Annotated in this window: 17 protein-coding genes; 4 read left to right on the plus strand and 13 right to left on the minus strand. The window is 59.1% G+C overall.

Features of this window, described 5'->3' with window-relative positions; genetic code table 11:
• The first annotated feature begins 121 nt into the window (after positions 1 to 121).
• Genes LIX91_RS18295 through LIX91_RS18310 form a run of 4 tightly spaced genes read left to right on the plus strand, consistent with a single transcriptional unit; the run spans position 122 to position 1,536 of the window.
• Positions 122 to 421 (plus strand): hypothetical protein, encoded by a 300-nt coding sequence (locus tag LIX91_RS18295; protein ID WP_003424240.1) that lies wholly within the window; start codon positions 122 to 124, stop codon positions 419 to 421.
• A 48-nt stretch (positions 422 to 469) separates the two neighbouring features.
• Positions 470 to 625 carry a hypothetical protein gene (locus tag LIX91_RS18300; RefSeq protein WP_003394217.1) on the plus strand — a complete coding sequence of 52 codons (156 nt, stop codon included), beginning with the start codon at positions 470 to 472 and terminating at the stop codon, positions 623 to 625.
• A gap of 5 nt (positions 626 to 630) precedes the next feature.
• On the plus strand, positions 631 to 1,185 hold the full coding sequence (locus LIX91_RS18305) for an HD domain-containing protein (protein WP_226488911.1): 555 nt from the start codon (positions 631 to 633) through the stop codon (positions 1,183 to 1,185).
• Positions 1,186 to 1,188: 3 nt separating this feature from the next.
• Positions 1,189 to 1,536: a hypothetical protein gene (locus LIX91_RS18310; RefSeq protein ID WP_226488912.1), complete on the plus strand. Its 348-nt coding sequence runs from the start codon at positions 1,189 to 1,191 to the stop codon at positions 1,534 to 1,536.
• Positions 1,537 to 1,578: 42 nt separating this feature from the next.
• On the opposite strand, the gene LIX91_RS18315 is transcribed toward LIX91_RS18310, so the two are convergent.
• The 13 genes from LIX91_RS18315 to tssE form a co-directional block, all read right to left on the minus strand.
• Positions 1,579 to 2,004 carry a DUF2628 domain-containing protein gene (locus LIX91_RS18315; RefSeq protein ID WP_226488913.1) on the minus strand — a complete coding sequence of 142 codons (426 nt, stop codon included), beginning with the start codon at positions 2,002 to 2,004 and terminating at the stop codon, positions 1,579 to 1,581.
• Between the two features lie 177 nt (positions 2,005 to 2,181).
• Positions 2,182 to 3,276 carry a type VI secretion system protein TssA gene (tssA, locus tag LIX91_RS18320; protein ID WP_226488914.1) on the minus strand — a complete coding sequence of 365 codons (1,095 nt, stop codon included), beginning with the start codon at positions 3,274 to 3,276 and terminating at the stop codon, positions 2,182 to 2,184.
• A 92-nt stretch (positions 3,277 to 3,368) separates the two neighbouring features.
• A complete protein-coding gene (locus tag LIX91_RS18325) occupies positions 3,369 to 3,887 on the minus strand; it encodes an Hcp family type VI secretion system effector (protein ID WP_003318810.1) in 519 nt (172 codons plus the stop codon).
• 155 nt (positions 3,888 to 4,042) lie between these two features.
• On the minus strand, positions 4,043 to 6,535 hold the full coding sequence (gene tssM, locus LIX91_RS18330) for a type VI secretion system membrane subunit TssM (protein ID WP_003318809.1): 2,493 nt from the start codon (positions 6,533 to 6,535) through the stop codon (positions 4,043 to 4,045).
• A complete protein-coding gene (gene tagF / locus LIX91_RS18335) occupies positions 6,532 to 7,455 on the minus strand; it encodes a type VI secretion system-associated protein TagF (RefSeq protein ID WP_003318808.1) in 924 nt (307 codons plus the stop codon). The genes tssM and tagF overlap by 4 nt, the downstream gene beginning before the upstream one ends.
• 31 nt (positions 7,456 to 7,486) lie before the next feature.
• Positions 7,487 to 11,413: a type VI secretion protein IcmF/TssM N-terminal domain-containing protein gene (locus LIX91_RS18340; RefSeq protein ID WP_003420344.1), complete on the minus strand. Its 3,927-nt coding sequence runs from the start codon at positions 11,411 to 11,413 to the stop codon at positions 7,487 to 7,489.
• A 30-nt stretch (positions 11,414 to 11,443) separates the two neighbouring features.
• Entirely contained in the window at positions 11,444 to 12,157 is a 714-nt protein-coding gene (icmH, locus tag LIX91_RS18345; RefSeq protein ID WP_003318805.1) for a type IVB secretion system protein IcmH/DotU, read from the minus strand.
• The gene (tssK, locus tag LIX91_RS18350) at positions 12,154 to 13,497 is read right to left on the minus strand and encodes a type VI secretion system baseplate subunit TssK (RefSeq protein WP_003343637.1); all 1,344 of its coding nucleotides are present in this window, start codon (positions 13,495 to 13,497) and stop codon (positions 12,154 to 12,156) included. Before tssK ends, icmH begins: the two co-directional genes overlap by 4 nt.
• Complete coding sequence (tssJ, locus tag LIX91_RS18355) at positions 13,494 to 14,249, minus strand: type VI secretion system lipoprotein TssJ (protein WP_003420341.1); 756 nt, start codon at positions 14,247 to 14,249, stop codon at positions 13,494 to 13,496. Before tssJ ends, tssK begins: the two co-directional genes overlap by 4 nt.
• Before the next feature lie 25 nt (positions 14,250 to 14,274).
• Positions 14,275 to 16,878, minus strand: coding sequence for a type VI secretion system ATPase TssH (gene tssH / locus LIX91_RS18360; protein WP_024649543.1), 2,604 nt, complete (start codon positions 16,876 to 16,878; stop codon positions 14,275 to 14,277).
• Entirely contained in the window at positions 16,875 to 17,945 is a 1,071-nt protein-coding gene (tssG, locus tag LIX91_RS18365) for a type VI secretion system baseplate subunit TssG (protein ID WP_003318236.1), read from the minus strand. The genes tssH and tssG overlap by 4 nt, the downstream gene beginning before the upstream one ends.
• The gene (gene tssF, locus LIX91_RS18370) at positions 17,909 to 19,741 is read right to left on the minus strand and encodes a type VI secretion system baseplate subunit TssF (RefSeq protein ID WP_003343627.1); all 1,833 of its coding nucleotides are present in this window, start codon (positions 19,739 to 19,741) and stop codon (positions 17,909 to 17,911) included. The genes tssG and tssF overlap by 37 nt, the downstream gene beginning before the upstream one ends.
• Complete coding sequence (gene tssE, locus LIX91_RS18375; RefSeq protein ID WP_003420335.1) at positions 19,741 to 20,223, minus strand: type VI secretion system baseplate subunit TssE; 483 nt, start codon at positions 20,221 to 20,223, stop codon at positions 19,741 to 19,743. The genes tssF and tssE overlap by 1 nt, the downstream gene beginning before the upstream one ends.
• Positions 20,224 to 20,231 lie beyond the last annotated feature (8 nt).

Here is a 20,231-nt window from a genome sequence, read left to right on the forward strand (position 1 = left end):
TTATCTTTATAGTTAATTATTCGTAAGAATGGCAGAAAATGAAGCTTGTTGTAGGCGCTTTTTGCACAAATTGATAGGCTTTATCTATGAGGTTGAATGATTAAGGCTCTAAAGCAGTCATATGAAATTTAACGACACTTTTTTCAATCGCGACCTCATGCTCTCCTTGGGCACCGAGGAAACCTCCGGCCGTTTTTATTTATCGTTCCCGGTGAGCAATGGCTTGATCGATTATGAGGAGTATTACGAGATCGACAAAGCCAGCTTTGATCTTTTCCACACAGATCTCATTGCTGCAGATGCTTTCGCCACGACATGCCGCAGGAGAGAGCGGGATGATTTTTTGATCCAGAAGCCAGGAGCAAAGCGGGGAACGGCTATTTGGCCGTTAACAAGCGGTATAGACTCGGGCACCAGGTAGCAGCTTTCATACTGCTCTGCACCCTGAAAGATTATCCTGGAAGGACCCATGATCGACTTGAGAAGCCCCAACGACATGCTCGACCACTATGTTGAGCGCTACGATCACCTGCTGCCCGCACCTTCCGCGCAGCTACTTCAACGCATGGATTACATGAGGATCAGCTCACAGCTCCTGACTTATATCGCGTCTCAAGGAATCTGACCCAAATGCCCAAATCATGCCCGCAACAGCTCTACAACAAAGCCTGGCTATTCGCATCCCATGCCCACGTCGGCCAAAAAATGAAAGGCTCGGACCTTCCTTACACCACCCACGTGGCGATGGTCGCCAACGAGTTGATCTTCGCCCATCGCGAAGAATCCGTGGGCGCGCTTGAAATCGCCTTGCCCACAGCGTTGCTGCACGACGTGCTGGAGGATACGCCGGTGACTCAGGATGAGTTGGCGGAAGCATTTGGTGTCGAGGTCGCCTCAGCGGTAGCGTGCCTGAGCAAGAACCTGATCGTGCCGTTTTCCGAAGCGCTTTATTTCGCCGGGATCGCCAGTCATTCCAAAGAAGCTGCGTCGGTCAAGTTGTGTGATCGCATCACTAATCTCCAGTCAGCGCCGGCCACCTGGAAGAAGGCAAAGCGAGCGTCTTATCTGTTTGAGTCGGCGCAGATCCTGGCTGCCTTGGGGCATACGAATGGGTATCTGCGGCAGCGGCTCATCGATACGATGACGCGTTATGAGGCGCTTTATGTTGATGGCTTTGAAGGCTGAGTCATGAGCTCTCATCATTGTCGGATCGAGAACGGGAATCTCTGGATAGAAAGTCAGCGAGTCTGCCTTCCTTACCCGGCGGACACGTTTCTGCTGTTTCAGGGGATGGTGCTAATCAGGCTTGAATCCCCGCCGGGCGAGGGCTTCAACCGGAACATCTTTGCTGTCTCGATGGCTGGCGAAGTGCTCTGGCAGATCGAGGAAAGCCCTCACGGTGCGCAGGCGGACAAGCCGTTTACGAGTCTTCACTGCGATGACAACGCTCAGGTCATCGCAGGTTGCTGGAATGGTGTGACCTACTCGGTGAATGTGGAGAACGGGAAGATTCAAGTTATCCAGTTCAACAAATAGCCGCGCTTCCGGCGTTACCCTTCAGCTGACGCGCTTCGCGCCTCACCAACGCAACCCCTCAAACGGATTCCAGCCCTGCTCGCCTTTCACTTCCTTCAGGTAATACGCGTAATTGGTCAACTGGCCATACAGCGAATTAAACGCAAACCCCAGCGCAGAACTCGCCTCCTTGGCGTAGCGGAACTCAAACATGTCCATCACGATGTTCAGCGCGACAGAAACCACTATCATGATCGCGATAATGCACAGGTTCTTCTTCCATAGCCCCAGAATGAACAGGTAAACCGGCCCAAAAAAGAACGCGAAGAAGTTGAAGTTGATTTTCACTTTTTTCAGAAAGGGCAGTTGCTTGAGCGCAGGTCTGAACCCCGGTGCGCTTGGGCCGCCGTGCGCTTCAAAAAAGGCGAAGCGTTCTTTCAATTTGTCGCTGTAATGGCCTGATGCGTTTACCGGGTCTGACGTGTTCATTCTCTAATCCCTGATGTATGTGAATCACGTGAATGGTCGTTCCCTGTTGCTGCGCTGGGTACGACACAAAATACGGGTAAATCATGGGCACGTCAGTCGTACAGACAGACTCGCCTCGTGGTGCATTTCCCGACGGTCTGTACGCACGTTCATACAGACCGATCCTACGAACTGCCCTTACTGCTTAGGCTCTTTCGTACCCAGCACATCGCGAATGCTGTCCACGACGTTGCTGTCCTTGATGACGTCGTTCAGCCAGCCTTCCAGCGGCATGTTGCCCCACTTGATGGCGCGCTCAATGAGGTACGGGACGGGGCTTTGCGGCTCGGTGTTTTTGAAGAACTGCGCGATGCCGGCGAGCATGGTGAAGGCTTCGTCGCGTGTGGTCGGGGTGGTGCGCAGTGGTGCGGACGCGCTGTCCTGGCTGGCCTGGGTCATTACGGCACCTGCGGGTTGGTCGACGACGGTTTTGGGGGCGGCCTGAGCGGTGGCGGGGGCGGGGCTCAGTTCGATGCCGCGGTCCTTGAGCAGCTTTTCGGTCAGTTGCCCGGCGCGTTGCAGGATGTCGCTGAGGGTGACTAGGCTCGGCGCGTCGCGGCCGAACAGGGTATCGGCAGTGGCCTGGAGTTGCTGGCAGGAGTACAGGCTGGCGGCGATTTCGCTGGCCTTGAGGCGCAGATGATCCGAGTCGGTGAGGACCACCGAGCGCTGGAAGATTTCGGCGTTGATCTTGCCTTCTTCAACAGCGGACTGCATGGCCTTGGGGTTTTGCAGCGCGAGGTTTTCAACATGGCGCGACTCGTCGTAGCGCAACAGGCCAAAGTTCTGCCCCTGCGTGATCGGCAGCCCGCCGACGACTTCGGTCAGCGTGGTTTTCAGCCAGGCCAGGCGGGCGGCACGTTCTTCTACGCCATCCTCCAGAGACGGGTACAGATCGTCCCAGAAAGTTTGCAGGATCCGTTCGGCCACGGTCAGGCCGAAGGTGATGCCGACAAAGTGGTATTTGTGCGCCAGGGCTTCGCTGAGCCAGGCGACGAGCATCAGGTCCTTGCTTTGTTCGGCAAGGCCCTGTGCGGCCAACGTGATGGTCTGTTCCCAGTCCGAGGACTTGAGATCGGTTTGCCAGTCACCTTGGGTGAGGTAGTCGGGGTCTGCTCGACGAGCTTCCTTGACCTGATCGAACAGGGTGGAAAAGCTCAGGTCCTCGCCACTTCCCCCGTTGATGGGTGCCGTCAGATCGGCAAGCGAAAGGTCGTTGAGAAATTCAGACATAGTCAACTCTGATCAGAGGATAAAAGAACACCGTGCCTGGGCAGACACGGTGTTGAAGACGGGCCGCTTGCGCGACCCGATGTGTCACGGACTTATGCGAATACTTTGTTCGCAGTGCGGTCCCAGCCGCCAGTGACGTTACCGCCACCCTGGCCATCGGAACGGCTCTGCTGGGTGTAGGTGGTCTTGATGCGAGCGAAGTTGAAGCTGATTTCTTCAATCGGCAGATCGCTGACTGCGTTGTCTTCGCCTTTCTGGCTACCGCCAGCAACCGCCTTCACGGAAGACACAACCACTTCTTCCAGGTTGATGGTCAGGTAGGTCAGCTTGTCGCCGCCTGCACGGTTGACGTTCAGCTGGATCTTGGCGATGTGAGTGCCCTTGCAGCACGCTTCGAACAGCTTGGCGGATGCCTTGTCCACAGACTTGCGGATGCTGAAGTCGCTCAGTGCAACGCGCTCGGACGAAGCACCGCCCGAAGAGCTTGCGGTCGCCGAGGTGGCCTGGGTAGCGCCAAACTCGTAGCCCAACACTTCGATCCAGTCCTTGTGCTTGTCGTCCAGAACTTCGCCTGGGATGCCATCGATTTGGATGTATGCGTCAAATGCCATTTTCTGCTTCTCCTTCTTCATTTAAAGCCGTGGCGTCTGCGGACAGAACACGGCCCTTTTGATTAACCTTCCTGAAACGATCAAGAAAGGTTCTCTTGCCACGGCCAAGGTTTCATAGGGACAACCCGGGCTTCGGTTTGCTTGCCAACGCGCGATCAATTGAGCGCGCGTACTTCGATCTCCACGCGTCGATTCGGCTCAAGGCACTGAATCAACTGCGCTCTGGGTTGCTGCATGTCGCATTTGACCAGAGGCTTCTCGCTGCCTTCACCGACCGCGTCCACCAGCTCGGCGGGCACGCCCTTGCCGACCAGGTAGGTCTTGATGGTCTGCGCGCGCTGTTTGGACACCTGCATGTTGCTTTGCGGGTCGCCCAACTGGTCGGCGTGACCTGCAATCACGATCTTGCCGATGTTCGGTGTATTCAACAGCTTGCCGGCGATCGCGCTCAGCTGATTTTGACCTTCGGTTTTAAGGCTCTGGAAATCGGCACGACCAAAGGCAAACAGCGTGTCCGATTCCAGCGTGATCGTTTCGATAGCCTTCAACGACTGCGTCAACAGGCTGTTGATGTAATTACGCGAACTGGATGTCAGAAATGCGTTGTCGAGAATACGCGGCACGTCCAGTTCGTGAATCTGATCGCTGTAGAAGTTGATCTGTCGGCTGGCGTACTCGTAATCCTGATTGGAGCCTGCCTCGGCATTCGCGGTGATGGTCTTGCCGGTCTGACGCGCAATGGCCGGATACCAGTAATCAGGCATCTTCGCTTTCAGGAACGCCGGGTCAGCCTTTTCACGCTGGGCGCGCGACAACATCACGTAAGTGTCCAGCGTGGCCTTGCCGAAGGCCGCGATGGATTGTGCGCGGTTATCTGGCGGCAGCGCCTTGGGCTCGACACTGTCCACACCGGTGACCGGCATCAGGTCCTTGGCATTACGCTGGTAGACCTTGATCGTGGTCAGCAGGTAAAGCGAGCGCGTCAGGTTGTCTGCGGTCGGTTTGAGCATCACCGTTTCCAGACGGTTGAAGTAACGCGTGCGCAGCAGCGGCTCGACGTCATAGCCCCGGTAAAGACCCAGGCGCAAGCGCAGTGGTACGCCCTCGTCGTGATGACGGTCGTAGTAAAGCGAGGTCCAGAAGCGCATGCGATCCAGCGTTTGCCACTCGGTGTACTGCCCGGTGGCCTTGCTGTCCTCGGCTGCGGCCTGAGCGAGTTCGCTGGAGATGGACTGGATGTTGTCCTTGTTGTTCCAGTACGACCAGCCCCACAGACTGCACAGCAGCAACGCCACAAGGCTTGCGCCACCGATCCAGGCGGCCTTGCGGCGACGCTCGCGGTGGTTGGTGGTGTACAGCGCCACCAGATGCTGATCGGGGATGATCACCTTGCGGAACAGGCTGTTGATGAACAGCGGGTGCGGCTGGACATTGCCATCGACAGCTTCCTGCTCGCTTTCCAGCTGGAATCGTTCGGTGACCTGGCGGGTGTGTCCGCCCATCTCGGGCTGATCGGCGTCCAGTGCGCTGGTGAAGTAGAAACCGCGCAGCATCTCGGCGCTTTGATACGGGTTGGCGCGCAGCAGAGCATCGACGAACAGGAGCAGGCGCGGTTTCAAGGCTTCCAGCTCCAGCGGGAAGCGATACACCGCAGTGTCCTGACGAGTGACCTGGATGTCCTGAAGCACCAATTGCTGGTTGGCGATCTGTTTCCAGTAATTGATCAGTTCTTCCATCGCCACACCGAAGCGCTGGCCCCAGTCGGCTTGCTCGAAGCCTTTGTGCGGGAAGGTCTTGCCCATCACTTCGCCACGCGCCACATCGTCGAGCTGGCGATAGAACGGCACGAAGCCCGGGACCAGGTCGCACTTGGTGAACACCAGATACACCGGCAGACGCACTTCCAGCAGCGCGTGGGTTTCCTGGATGCGTTCGCGCAGGCGCTTGGCGATGCGCTCCTGATCCTCCACCGAGGATTGCAGGATGTCATGAATGCTGACGGTGACAATCAGGCCGTTGAGCGGTCTGCGCTGGCGGTGCTGACGCAGCAATTGCAGAAAAGCGCGCCATTTGCCGGCTTCTTCCTGATCGTTCATGTAGCGACCGGCCGTGTCCAGCAGCACGGCTTCCGAACTGAAGAACCAGTCACAATTGCGCGTGCCACCCAACCCGGCCACGCGTGCGCCTTCGCGCTCTGCGTAGGGGAAGTTGAGGCCCGACTGATAGAGCATGGTGCTTTTGCCCGCTGCGGGCTGACCGACCACCAGATACCAGGGCAGAGCATAGAGCGCGTCCTTGGAGTTGCTGCCGTTCGGCTTGTTGCTCTGCAGGCGCTCAAGGCTTTGCAGCAGGCGCTCGCGCAGCAGGCTGACTTCTTCACGGTCTGCCGGGCTGGCGTTGAGCACCGCCTGATCGGCGTCGTCACGCAGCAGGCCTTCCAGGTTCTGGTGCTGTGATACGCCTCGGTACAGCAACAGCACATAGGCTGCCGACAACAGCAGAAACAGGCCGATCCCCGTCAGCAGGCTGTTCATCGAGCTGAAGCCCAGGGCACGGCCGATGCTCCAGACGATGAAGATCGCCAGGAAAAAGCAGACCCCTAGAACGTAGGGCTGGTAGCGCAAAAAGTAGTATTTGATCTTGTTCATACGGGCTTCAAATCCAGCACATCGACAAAGCGGTCGATAACGTCATAAAGAGGGCGGTCAATGTCTGGAAACACATGGCCTCGGTGGTGTTCGTCGAACGCGTCGAAGGGTGCCAGTACGTCATAACTCTCCGAATGCTCACTCACGCCCGTCACCACCCGATATACGCCGGAGGTGTTGCGGGATGCAAAGCAGAACAGCCGGGGGCGCATGAAATCATCCGCCAGAATGCTGATCTGCGGCACCGCCCGGTTAGGCTCGATGCGTGTCAGCCAGTTGACCCACAGATCGGCTGTCGGGTTCTTCAAGCCTCGTTCTGCCGGCAGTGGCAGCGAAATACCAACGGGTGCCTTGGACGACGGGCGGCTCAGCGCCTGCAGCCGGGTGAGCACGGCGTTGCTGATGAACTCCGGGTAGGAGCTTTCCAGCGAGGTCGCGATGTCACGCAGGGTGAAGTTCACCAGAAACTTCTCATGCACACGCCTGAACAGCTCGAAGTCCTGCCCTTGCAGCGGTCGCAAGGCCCTGATGCGTTCGAACAGCACCGCCGTACTTTCGCCTTGCGCGGCCATGTGCAGCAGCGGTTTGATCTGCCCGGCGAACAGTTCGCTCAGGGTGAACGGGTTCACAAACAGCCCGGCGTCACTGGACTTCACCGTTTGAAAGATGAAGAACGGATAACGCCGAGCGCTTGAGTCCCGGGAGCTGATCAAACCGCCCACCAGCCAGTTGCCGCTGCGTGCCCGGTAGCTGAAAAAGCACACGGGCAATCGGTCGAATAGCGTGCGCCAGTCTTCGCGGTGCTGCATGTCGGCGAGTGCGCCCTGCAGCCATGCATCGAACTCGCAGACATCGTCGCTGGCACCATGCAGGCTGACGAAATCTGCGCTCGCGGGCACTTTTCCGAAGCAGCCAATCATCGACCGCCCTCCAGATCCAGCATGTGCATCCTCACTTGCTCCGCCCATCGGTTGCGTTAAGCGCGCTCAGCGCCTTGACGTTGGCCAGGTCGGTCAGCTTCACGCCGCCATAGTTGCGTACCACCAGACTGACCGGCCCTTTGGCCGTGTTCCAGCTGAATCGCTGCTGGATGCCGTCGAGGTCAGCGACGCGTGCGCTGTCGTTCATGCGCAGCAGGCCCCAGCGGCCGGTGTAGTCGAACACGGTAATGCGTTCGCCGGACAGGGTGACCACATCCAGGCGTGCGCCTGGCGCTGTGGTAGTGCCAGGCCACGAGAAGCGGCTCCAGCTGGTCTTGCCGTTGCGGTAGTGCTGCTCCTGGCCATCCAGCGTGAAGATGATATCGGTGAAGTAGGCCGACGGCTCAAGCATGATCTCGAAGCCGTTGTCGCGGTCCGAGAGGCTGGCGATGACTTCGCCCAGCGAACTGGCCTTGTCGATGTTGCTGACCATTTTCGGGTTGACCAGCGGTGCCGCCTTGGCCCCGCTGCCCATGCCGAGCCCTTCGCCATCGGACAGATTGCCGATTTCATTGCGTTTGAAGTTGGGCAGCAGGCCCGACTCCGGGTCGACGAAGCGCTGCAGGTCTTTCACCGAGGCCTCGTTGCGGCTGTCTGCAGCAATCGGGTACCGGTGAGCCATGACCTGCTCCCAGGGCTTGGCGACCTGTTTGGCCCAGGCTTTGGCGATCTGCTCGCCAGCCGGATCACGCAGCGTTTCCCAGGCGAACTGAATCGGCAGGCTGAACAGGCTTTGCAGTGAAGTGGAAAGCCCGCCCTGGCTGGTATCGACCGTGGTTTCAACGTAGTTACGCACGTTGGTGACTTCGCTCGGCTGCCCTTCGAGGGTTTCGCTGATCAACTGCTTGCTGCTCTTGCCGACATCCTGCGAGCGCTGGATGTTGTTCATCCGCACTTTGAGCTTGCGCAGCGCTGCCAGGTAGCGATCCATGATGGTGCTGTCGGCGCCTTCGGCGTTCTGTGTGGCGAAAACCCGCGATACAGGTTCGAAACGCTTGGCCAGACTGCCGTCATCCACCGCAGGCAGCGGCGAGACCAGTACGCTGGCCGCCGCTTCCTTGTTGTCGAAGATGCCGGTGACCTTGCCCCAGAAGCCATCGTCGCGCTTGACCCCGGTCTGTTGCGCCTCGCGAACTGCAGGGACGTCCCATTGCGTGTTGTCGTTGACTGAGGCCAACAGCAGCTTGACCGGCGAATTGCGCACGTCACTGAGCAATGACAACTGCTGTGTGGCGTTGGCCATGTCGCTGAAGCGACGCACGCCCACGCTGTCGATCATGGTGTACCAGACCTTCGTGTAGTCACGCTTGTAACGGGACATGAACTCTCGGACGAAGTTGGCTTTCTGCACCACGCTGTCGCCGCCTTCACCATCGAGCACCCAGTCCGATTCGTTACGCAGATTGCCGGACACCAGCTTGATCAGCTCGGGCTTCACGAACTCTTCCCAGCCCTGACGGGTGAAAATCGCAGGCACGGCTTCCGAACCGTACAGCAACTGACGACCCGGCATCGGCACCAGATCATTCAGGCCGATAGCCGGGAACTGACGGCTGGACTCCAGTTGCAGACGCAGGTATTCACGGTCCACCAGCGAGCTGGAGATCATGAAAAACTTCAGGCTCTTGCGGGTCTCGTCGATCAACTGCTCATTGCGTGGCATGGCCGGCGCGTCGCCGTTCTTCAGCAACTGTACGTAAACCGGCGAGTTATCCTCGATGACGTCGTCGCTGATCGGATTGGCCTCGCTGGAAATATCCGCCCAGGCCACCGGCAACGCCGCGTTGACGAACTCGGTTTCCGGGTGCGTGGTCGGCTGAGTCAGAATCAGATAAAGCTTGAGAGCGTTGTATGACTCGATGATGGATGCCACCTGCCGCTCATCGAGTCGTCCGAGCATCTCTTCCGACAGCGACAAACCGCCCGTGGTGGCCGACAGCTCGGCCGCATCGTTTGCGGTGGCCGGGTTACGCAGTGCGGCGATGGCCTCGCTGCGTGTCTGGCTGGCCGTGTTTCTCGCGGCGCCGGTCAGGCGATTGGTAACGTCGCCGGTGCTGCGCGGAATGCTGCTCAGGCTGGTCGGACGGCCTGCCGCGACGTTGCGAGCGCCACGGTCCAGCAGTTTCCGGCCTTGCGCACGCGCCTTGCCGGTTTTGCTGTCGGAACCTGCGGGGGCGGCCCCGAAGCCATACTGCGGGTCCATGGTTTTGGCGAACTCGTTGAATTCACGCATCTGCAATTGCAGTTTCAGCGTGATCGGCTCCAGCGCCTGGGTACGCAGTTGCTGCAAGTAGGCGGTCTGGGTAGCGAAGTAGATATCGTCACCACGGTACAGGCCGCCGCTGAGTTGCAGCGGTACGCCCTTGGTGCGGTATTTCTCGATGGTTGCCAGCTGATTGCGCAGCAGCTCCAGGCCCTGGCCCGAAGCAAGGCGTTGTGCCCGGTCCGGGGACTGCTCCAGTTCGTGCAACTGCTGGCTGATGTTGGCCAGCCACTCGCGGTTTTTCTGGAACGACAGGGCCTGCCAGCCGATGAAGGCCAGCCCGGCGAACAGCGCCGCAGCGATGACGATCGGGCCAATCGAGCGGTCGCGGCCATGCCGTGACTGGTACAGGGTCAGGTCACGGTCAGGGAAAATGACGCGGCGGAAGGTATCGGTGATGAAGTAACTGCGATCACTGATTTTCCGGTGTTCTTCTTCCTCTTCCTCCACTGCACCGTATGGCTTCGCCGGCCGCAGGACGAATGACTCTGACAGCTCGTCTTCATACACCGGTGTCAGTTGCTTGTCGGTTTGCAGGGCGCTGGTGAAATACAGGCCGCGCAGCAGCAACTGAGTACCGTTGACGTTACTGCGCGCGAAATGCTGCAGAAACTGCTCGAGTATCGTCGACAGCTCGGCAAAGTAGTTGGGGAAGTTCAGCAGGGCGCTGTTGGCATCGGCACCCAGCGCAATGATCTGTGCATCGACGTGGCGGCTGACATGCGCCTGCAGGTTCGCCAGCTTGCGATCGAGCACCGTGCGCAGGCTTTCGGTGTTGATCTCGTTCAGACCGAACGTCATGCCCAGCGGCTGCTGGCGCTCGTTCAGGTCCATGCCGTCGAAGGCCTGGTTGAAGCCGGGCAGTTGGTCGGTCTTGGTCAGCATCAGGTAGATCGGTGGATTGGCGTCCAGGCAATCGGTGTATTCCTCGATGCGCGTGACCAGGCGCGCACCCATTTCGTTACGTTCGGCGGAAGAGGCGGCCAACAGCTCCGGCAGGCTGACCACCAGCACCAGACCATTCACGGCGGCCTTGCTGCGCTGCTTTTTGAGCATGCGCAGGAACGCCGCGAATTCGCTGGCGGACTGATCATCGCGAAGGTAGCGGCCAGCGGTGTCGATCATCACGGCTTCAGGGCTGAAGTACCAGTCGCAGTGCTGGGTGCCGCTTTCCGTGTCATTGGCGCTGCTGGCAATGCTGGCCGACAGGCCGGAGCGGGTCAGCAGCGAGGTCTTGCCCGCTGCGGACATGCCGATGACCAGATACCAGGGCAGATCGTAGAGCGCCGAGGAGCCGCCACCGCCTGCCGAGCGATCGGTGCGCAGCATGGCAATGGCATGCTTGAGGCGGTCGCGCAGCACTTGCTGATCACGGAACTCGCCGGTGGACTTCAGCGAGCGGTCAACTTCGATCTGAACCAGATTCTCGAGGTTGTGTTCGGTGCGAATCCGGCGGTATTGGCGCAGTACGATCAGCAGCAGGTAGAAGGCGCTGATGATCGCCATCGCTTCGAGCGTGTAGCCTTGCAGCCAACTGATCCTTGGGGCGAAAAACCAGCAGACAGCCAGGCTGATCAGCCACAGTATCGGGACCAGGAACCAGAAACTTTTTAACAGGCGCAGTAATGTCTTCATGTCTTCCTGACTCGGTTACCTGATCGGGACTCAAGCATTGAACAGTTGGCTGATTTGTTCGGCCAACGCGGCCACGTCTTTGCCCAGCAACCAGTCAAGCGTCAGATAGACACCCAGGCATACGAGGGCGATGAGCACCAGGTAAAGCCATACCGGAACTTCATGGCGAAGCATTTGCGACACCTGGTCAGGCAATGCCCAGTCAGGGGACAGCGCCTTTGGCGTCTTGCGGTAGCGTGCGATGTCCTGGCCCAGCGTGTTGGCCAGGTAGCGCAACTGGTCCTTCTGACCCAGCCCGAATTTGCCTTCGAAACCCAGTGCCAGGCACAGGTGATACACCTCAAGCACATCCAGATTCTTTTTCACGTCGGCGCGCAGCAGTTCGATTTTCTCGAAGAAGCCTTCGCCCGCCAGGTGAACCCCGAAATAACGGAACTGCAACGGCTCCATTTCGAAGTGGCGACGCATGTCGTTGTCGCCCGAACGCAGCACGCTCTCATCAAGGAATGCGCACAGTGCGTACTGGGCGTCCTTGACCTGTTCAACGCTGTAGTTGGCGCTGCGCGCCTGACGCTCCAGGTTGGCGAAAAAGGTATCGACGCTGGATTCGAAGGCAGTGACCGAGATCGCTTGGCGGCCGCGACGGACAATCAGCGCCATGGTGATGAAGTCACGTACCAGGTCTTTGAGCGTAGGTTTTTCGGTTGCGGCCGTAGCGGCACCTTGCATCACGGCTTCAGTCATTTAAGCACCGCCAACAGTTCGAGCTTGAGATTGGTAAACGCGCTGGGCGCGTAGAAGGAAATGGCCTGGGCTTCCATCATGCGTTCATACACCCGGCCATGCGGCTCGATGGAGAAGTAGTGGTTGTCCAGGCGCACCGGAATGGCGTTTGGCAGGCGCGTCGAGTGGTTCAGCGTGACGCCCGGCATGGCGCTGTTGACGACCACTTCGATGTCTTCCGGCGAACCGACCTTGAACGCACGCGGTACCAGTTCCAGCAGGCTGGAGCCGGGCATGTCGGCATGCACCGAGATGTAAAAGTCGGCTTCGGTAAGACGCGGGTCCAGCAACTGGCCCTGCCAGTAGGAAGGCCGGACCTGACTCAGGTTGATGACGATGCACTGGTTCGGAATCACGTTTTCAAGCAGCAGACGAACCAGTTCGTCGAGCTTGACCAACGAGGCCGCCGGGTCCTGATGATCGTAATCGGGGATGTCGGTGAGCTGAGTGTCCAGCGAGAAGGTCAGCAAACCACCCGCCAGCTCCGCCAGAAACAGATACAGGCGCTCCGGGTGCAGGCGTGGATGCGCCAGCAGGTGAGCCAGTTGCGGGTAGGCGCGGTTGACGGTATTCAGCAGCCAGAACAAGGTGACGTCGCTGGAGCCGAACTCGGCGATCTGGTCAGCACGCTCGCGGCGGCGGCCTGAAAGCGCCTTGCTCTTGGCTTGCAGCACGCTGATCAAACGTCTGCCGAGACCGACCAGCGTCTCGTGGGTGCCCACGTGCAGCGTCGGGTGCACAAAATGCGCATCCAGGTTGAAGCCGCCAATGCTGTTGCGTGCCAGTCGGGCAATCGGGCAGTAGCTGTAGCCATCCAGACTGTCGCCATCGACCAGCATCACCACGTTCAGGCGCAGGCTGGTGATTTCGTTTTCCAGATCGCCTTCGTTGAGGTCCGGCAGGGTGTCGAACTGTTTGCGAAAACGTCGCGCGCTCTTCTGTTCCTGGCCGTCTTCAACGTAATTCAGGCCAAAGGGCTCAGGCAGTTTGAGCGCCGCGTAGACCTTGATTTCTCCGCCTTTGAGCAGGTTTTTCAGGTCGCGGGCGGCGGGCAGCGGGTCGTGCTGCGGCGCGTCGTAAAGGCTGCCGTCCGGGAACACCAGCTTCAGACGCTTCAGTTGCAGGGAGCCTGTCGCCAGCGCCTCGACGTCGACTTCCAGCGTTTGCACGCCCCAGTGAAAGGGCGTGGAGCGCAGCGTCGACTCAGCAAGCTGATGTTGATGAAACTCATCCTGATATTGGAAATGTTGCGGCAAAAGGAACATGCCTTCCGACCACATCACGCGGCTTTGTTTACTCATTTGGCGCCTTCCAACAGAGAATTGAATTGTGAGTCGGCTGCCTTTTTGGCAGCACTGCCGGCCGAGTCCTGAACCTGCTGGACAGCTGCGTCCTGCGCGCGCTCGGTCATACTTTTGCCGGCGGGTTGTTCGGGAATCGAATTGGATTTGTTGAACTGCTCTTCAGTCTTGAGTTTGTTCAGCACGTCCACACCACGCACCGCGAGGATGTAGTTGTTATCCACCAGCACGCGCACGCCGTCGGACGAGAACCAGATACCGTCTTTGCGCAGCGTGTTGGCGTCGAACGCGACCTTCCAGCGGCTGTCGACGTCGGTGCGGAAGAACGCCGCGATGCCCACATACGAGGCATTCGGGTTCAGCGGCCATTGATCGGTCTGGCCCATGCCAGGCAACAGAATCAGCTCTCGGCTTTCGACCAGCGTGTTGCCCAGAGCCTTTTGCGGATCATCCCAGAGGGTGTCGGCGTTGATCGACTCGAAGCGCTCCAGAGAGGACAGCTGATAAACGCGCACCACCACCGATAGCGGTTTGCCGTACTCATCAGGGTTGAGCTGGTTGCCGCCGTCAGTCGTCAGGATGACCTTTTCGTTGTCACCGAACATCATGTCGCCAGCCCAGGTGTCATCCATGCGCTTGGCGACACGGTCTGTCACGCCGCACGCGGACAGAGCCATCATCATTGCCAGAACAGCCAGGCACCTTGCCAAGGCTGGCTTCGAGGAACAATTGCCTTGAAGTCTTTTATTCATTACGTCTTACCTATGGGGTGATCGATCAGGTCAGGGTGTAAGCGAAGTCGCCATCGCTGCCCAGGTCGATGGTCAGGCTCTGAATCGGCTTGTCCTGCGCCATCCGCTCCAGCACCCGCTGAGCGAGCTCCGGCATGAGGGTCTTGGACAGGATGTTGTCGATATTGCGCGCGCCGCTGTCGACTTCCGTGCAGCGCGACGCGATAGCCTTGATCAGCGCCTCGTCGTAACGCAGCACCGCCTGATGATTGCGCTCGAAACGCTTGCGAATGCGCTCCAGCTTCAGGCCGACGATGCGTTCCAGAATCGCGTCCTGCACCGGGTAATACGGCACGATGGTCAGGCGCCCCAGGAAGGCCGGTTTGAACACCTGATTCAGCTCGTCGCGCAGGCCTTCCACGATGTCATCGGGAGTCGGCTTCTGCTCGGTGTTCAGGCACCACTGCATGATGCGATCAGTACCGGTGTTGGACGTGAGGATGATCACGGTATTGCGGAAGTTGATCTCGCGACCTTCGCCATCGTCCAGCACGCCTTTGTCGAAGACCTGGAAAAACAGCTCGAGCACATCCGGGTGGGCTTTCTCCACCTCGTCGAGCAGCACCACGCTGTAAGGCTTGCGGCGTACGGCTTCGGTGAGCACGCCACCTTCGCCGTAACCGACGTAGCCAGGCGGTGAGCCTTTCAGGCTGGAGACGGTGTGGGCTTCCTGGTATTCGGACATGTTGATGGTGATGACGTTGCGTTCGCCGCCATACAGCGTGTCAGCCAGGGCCAGTGCCGTTTCGGTCTTGCCGACGCCGCTCGGGCCCAGCAGCAGGAACACACCGATCGGCTTGTTCGGGTCTTCCATACGGGCACGGGAAATCTTGATGCGCTTGCCGATTTCTTCGAGTGCATGGTCCTGACCCAGTACGCGTTCGCCCAGCAGCGCGGGCAGGCTCTGCACGGTGTCGATTTCGTCGCGCAGCATCTTGCCCAGCGGAATGCCGGTCCAGCCGGAAATCACTTCGCCAATCGTGCCGCCATCGACCAGTGCGTGGACCAGCGGTTGCTCGCCCTGCACGCTGGCCAGTTCGGCGCGTACGGCGGCAATCTGCCCGGCATCAGGCTCGCCGCTTTGCGGAACGCTGAGTGCGCCAAGCTTCTCGACCAGTTCCAGCTCGCGTTTCCACTGTTGTTCCAGCGACTCGCGGGTCTCCTGTTCGGCTTTCAGCTCTTCATGCAGCGCTGTCAGACGGCGAGCGTGGTCGCTGCCCTTGGCGGTTTCCTGCTCCAGTACGGCGATTTCTGCGTTCAGGTTGTCGATGTGACGCTTGCAGTCCTCCAGCGCTCCCGGCTGTGCCGATTGGCCCAAGGCAACACGTGCGCAAGCGGTGTCGAGCACACTGACCGCCTTGTCCGGCAACTGGCGGCCAGTGATATAGCGGTTGGACAGGCGCACGGCCTGTACCAGCGCTTCGTCCATCACGGTGACCTTGTGGTGTTCCTGCATCTTTGCCAGCAACCCGCGAAGCATGTGGATGGCCTTGTCTTCGTCAGGCTCTTCGACTTTCACGACCTGGAAGCGTCGAGCCAGGGCGGCATCTTTCTCGAAATACTTTTTGTACTCGGCCCAGGTGGTGGCGGCGATGGTGCGCAGCTCACCGCGTGCCAAGGCAGGCTTGAGCAGGTTGGCGGCATCGTTCTGCCCGGCTTGCCCGCCCGAACCGATCAGCGTGTGGGCTTCATCGATAAACAGAATGATCGGGTGCAGACTGCGCTTGGTTTCTTCGATGACCGACTTGAGGCGGTTTTCGAACTCGCCCTTGACCCCGGCACCGGCCTGCAACAGGCCCAGATCCAGCGTGTGAATGGCGACGCCCTTGAGCACCGACGGTACGTCGCCCTGCACGATGCGCAGCGCCAGGCCTTCCACAACGGCTGTTTTACCGACGCCGGCTTCACCGGTCAGGATCGGGTTGTTCTGGCGGCGGCGGGTCAGGATGTCGACCATCTGCCGCACTTCGAATTCGCGTCCCAGCACCGGGTCAATGCGACCATCGCGAGCGCTCTGGGTCAGGTTGACGGTGTACTGGTCCAGGGCTGGCGTCTTGCCATTGCCTTTGGTGGTGGCGCCCGTGCTGGCGTCGGCGTTCGCCAGTGGCTTGCTCAGCTTGGTCTCGGGGCTGCCCTCGACCAGCGCACTCATGTTCAGGCGCAGGTCGTCAGCGTTGATCTTTTCCAGCTCCGGCGCCGAGCCGATGACCACGCGACGCAGTGCATCGTCATCCAGCAAGGCCTGAATAAGATGGCCGGTGCGGATCTGTGACTGACCGAACTCGATCGATGCCAGCACCCAGGCCTGTTCTATCATGCGCGTGATGTGTGGCGAGAGCGCAGGCGTCCGCGTGTTGCCTTTCTTGAACGTCCCCAGCGCAGTGACCAACTGTGCCTGCAGGCGATCAGGCACCACATCGTAGTGGCGCAGGATCACCGGCAGATCGTTGTCGTTGTTATCGAGCAATTGCAGCAGCAAGTGCTCGACTTCAACATCGTAATGGTTCTCCGACAGGCACAGCGCAGCAGCGCTTTCAGTGGCAGTGCGGCTCGTTTCGTTCAGCTTGGCGAACAGGGACTTCAGGTTCACAGGGAGACCCCATCAAAAGGAATATGGAAAACGGCGCAACGGGAAGGCTCCACGTCGACACCGGGGCGTTTGAGCCAGCCAAGCCAGCCCAGCGATACATTGCCTTGGCGACCCAGGCGGGCCACGGGTACAGCTTCGCGCTTGAGCTTCGGCGCAATCTGGAAGTCCAGTTCGGCACCGATGTAAAAACGCACCAGTTCAACAAGCTTCTGGTAATCCTCGGTGCCCGGCTGAAAGCGCTGGTATTCAGCCAGTTCCAGAGGGCCCATTTCGATACGTACACACGACTGATAATCCCAGACGCGATTGCCGGCCACGGCGCTTTGCCCCAGCACGGCATTCTTGCGGCCCAACTGCGTGCACTGGCTGCTGTCGAGCTTCAGCCAGCGTCCGGCGAACTGCTGGATCTTGAACGGCAGCGAGAAGTAAAAACTCAGCATGACCTCAAGGTTCAAGGCGTTGCGCGGCTTTTGGGCGAACATCCCCGAGAAGTAGCTGAACAGTTCGCGGCGCAGCGGAGACTCGCCCTTGTCGAACTTCTGCTTCAGGCCTTCGGGACCGAACCCCACCAGGTTGAGCAAATAACGGTCGAAGTTCGAGGTGCCGTTGCGCTCGTACTCGATGTAAAACTTGTACTTCTGCCACGCCTCGTAAAACAGCGTGGTCATGCGATGCGAAAAAATATCCAGAAACGCATGTGCAGCGTCGTCTCGATACTGAATATGTCGGTCGATCAATAGCTCGGTGTACGGGCGCGGCAGCACGCCCGAAGGACCGACCAGGCCCATGAACGTGACCTGCACTTCGGACAGCGGCAAACCTGCCGCCGAGAGCTTGCCTTCGCGTTCGAACTGCAGGTCGCTGACTTCACTGGCCGGGAAGTTCAGCGACAGCTGCGAACGAAAGCGCAGAGGGTCTTCGTGCGGCCTGGTTTCCAGGTCCATACGCCCGTTCCTGCTGTAGTGCAGGCGAAGCAAACGCACCAACTGGAAAAATTCGAATCGGTGCGGCTCAGCCCTTGCCTGGTCGATCAGACCAGGGGTTGATCGCCTGTTCGCGGGGGCCATTGGACCACTCTCTTTTCGCGCTGCAAGGTGCGAAGGGTTAATTGGGTAAAGCTGTTCATCGAGCAGTACTGACCAAAGAAGTGATCAAGCACCATGCCGAACAGGAACACGCCACTGCCGGTGTACTGGCTTTCATCGAACTTCAGCGTAATGCCGACGCCGCGCACGAAGTTCGGCCGCGGATGGCCGATGCGTGCCACGACCGGCTCGCTGCTCACCGAAACGATCCCGTTGATCTGTTTGCGGATCGCCGACACGTTGCGGTAGTTGTAAAGCGACAGCAGTTCCAGCAGCACCTCGCGTCCCTTGGAAACCAGCGACATGTGGTTGAGTGACAGGTGCGAAATAAGCCGCCAGATCACGCCGTTGCCCAGCGGCACGCGCACCGTCGCCGTCGGCTTGCGCAGGCAGCGGATGTCCTTGATCACCGAGTTCGACGGAATATTGAAATCGCCGCGCTCGCCGCCAAAAGGCAGCATCAATGGCAGGTCGCGATTGCTGCACGTCAAACGGATACTGAGCGTGTCGTTGTTGGAATCGATCAGTTCCAGATCCCGATCCACGACCCGGATGAACATGTTCGAGCCATCGCTTTGCCGGCTCTGCGTAGGGCGGCGCCGGGCGATCCAGAAACTCTGCCCCGGGCCTTGATCGCCGCGTGGTTCGAAGAACGGATGGCAGGTGCCGACCTGGTCATTGCCATTGATCTTCTTCACCCGCCGCACGCGATCGATCGAAACCACTTCGGCGGAGCTTTGCAGGCGCACATCCGGCGTGACAGCGTATTCATGCTGGACGTGGGTCAGCTTGATCGGTTCGGCCTGCTGGCGGAACAGGTTGATGATCGGCGTGCAGTTGAGCTTGAAATTGTTGCGGCTGACGTTCTGCGTCAGGCGTGCCAGACGGTCTGTCAGGTCGTAGTCGGAAAAGTAGAAATTGATCTCCACTTTGCCGATCTCTTTGCCCGCCAGAATGCGCGCAAAGCCCGACAGGTCGAAGAACATGAACTTGTCCGGGAAGGTGAAGTACTCGTGCAGCAACCGATAACCCAGAAACGAACGCTCCGAGTAATCCACCAGCCCTTCATCCAGACCGTAACCGACAGATTTCAAGGCACCGGCTGGCAGCACCACTTCGCGAGTGCGACCTTCGTCTTCGAAGGACAGCGTGGCTTTGGCCAGGTTGTTGAACAGCAGCTCATACAGTTGATGCATGAGCGTGCTTTCGCCATCGAGGAAGAAGCGCAGGCTGTCCATCTCCATCTTGCCGAACAACACGTCGGAGGTGGCCGTCAGACCAATGCGCAGACGCGCAATCAGGTCTGCGCTGTGGCCGTTGAACGCCGAGCGTTCCATTTCGATGAACGATGCGCTCTGCACGGCAATCGGCCATAACTCGACCGGGTAGCACGTCCGGAACTTGCACACGATGCCATCCACCGGATTGGCGTGCAGTTCGGTGTGTCGCGCCACACGATAGGACTCGGTGACCTTTTCCTGCTTGCCCATGTTGAACTCGACGATGGACATCGACGGGGTAGGGCGCAGGTAATGCGGGTACAGCACCTCGAGGAACGACTCGACGATTTCCGGAAACTCATCATCGAGCTTCTTGTGCACGCGCGCCGACAGGAACGAGAACGCCTCGATCAGGCGCTCGGTGTGCGGGTCCTCGCAGTTGTCGCCCTCAATCAGCAGTCGCGAAGCGATCTTCGGATATTGAGCGGCAAATTCCTGGCCCAGAAAGCGCAGGTGCGAGAGTTCCTTCTCGTAATAGGGCAGCAGATCGTCGAGCATCAGTTGAGGTTCTGCACTTTGTATTCCTGAGTGTTGACCTGCAGCACGGCGTCAAAAGAAACCTGACGCGAAATGTCCTGCAGACGCAGTACTGCGTCCACACGAAAAGTCAGCATGCGTTGGCCGGTCTGTTGTGCAAGCAACTGGACTTTCACGCTGCGAAAGCGTCGGTCGCCCACCGAGATGGCCTTTTCCAGCTGACGCTGGATCAAAAGACGGTCCTGTGGGTCAAGCACGCTTCTACTGGTGAAGTCGGGCATACCGTAGTCGAGGATGGTGCCGCTCAGATTGGCGAAACCTTCCAGCTCGTTAGCGACCAGAGACTGGCGAGTGTTCACCAGAATCTCCAGGTCACGAACGATGCTGGCCTTGTAATCGGCCAGCGAGCTCAATCGTTGCGATGACGATTCCACGGACTGATGCGGACGATCGTCGAGCAATCGATCCAGCAATGAAGGCAACAGCTTGTGTTGACTACTCATGTTGCCTC

It is taken from the genome of Pseudomonas sp. B20 (assembly GCF_020515755.1).
Taxonomy (GTDB): Bacteria; Pseudomonadota; Gammaproteobacteria; order Pseudomonadales; family Pseudomonadaceae; genus Aquipseudomonas; species Aquipseudomonas syringae.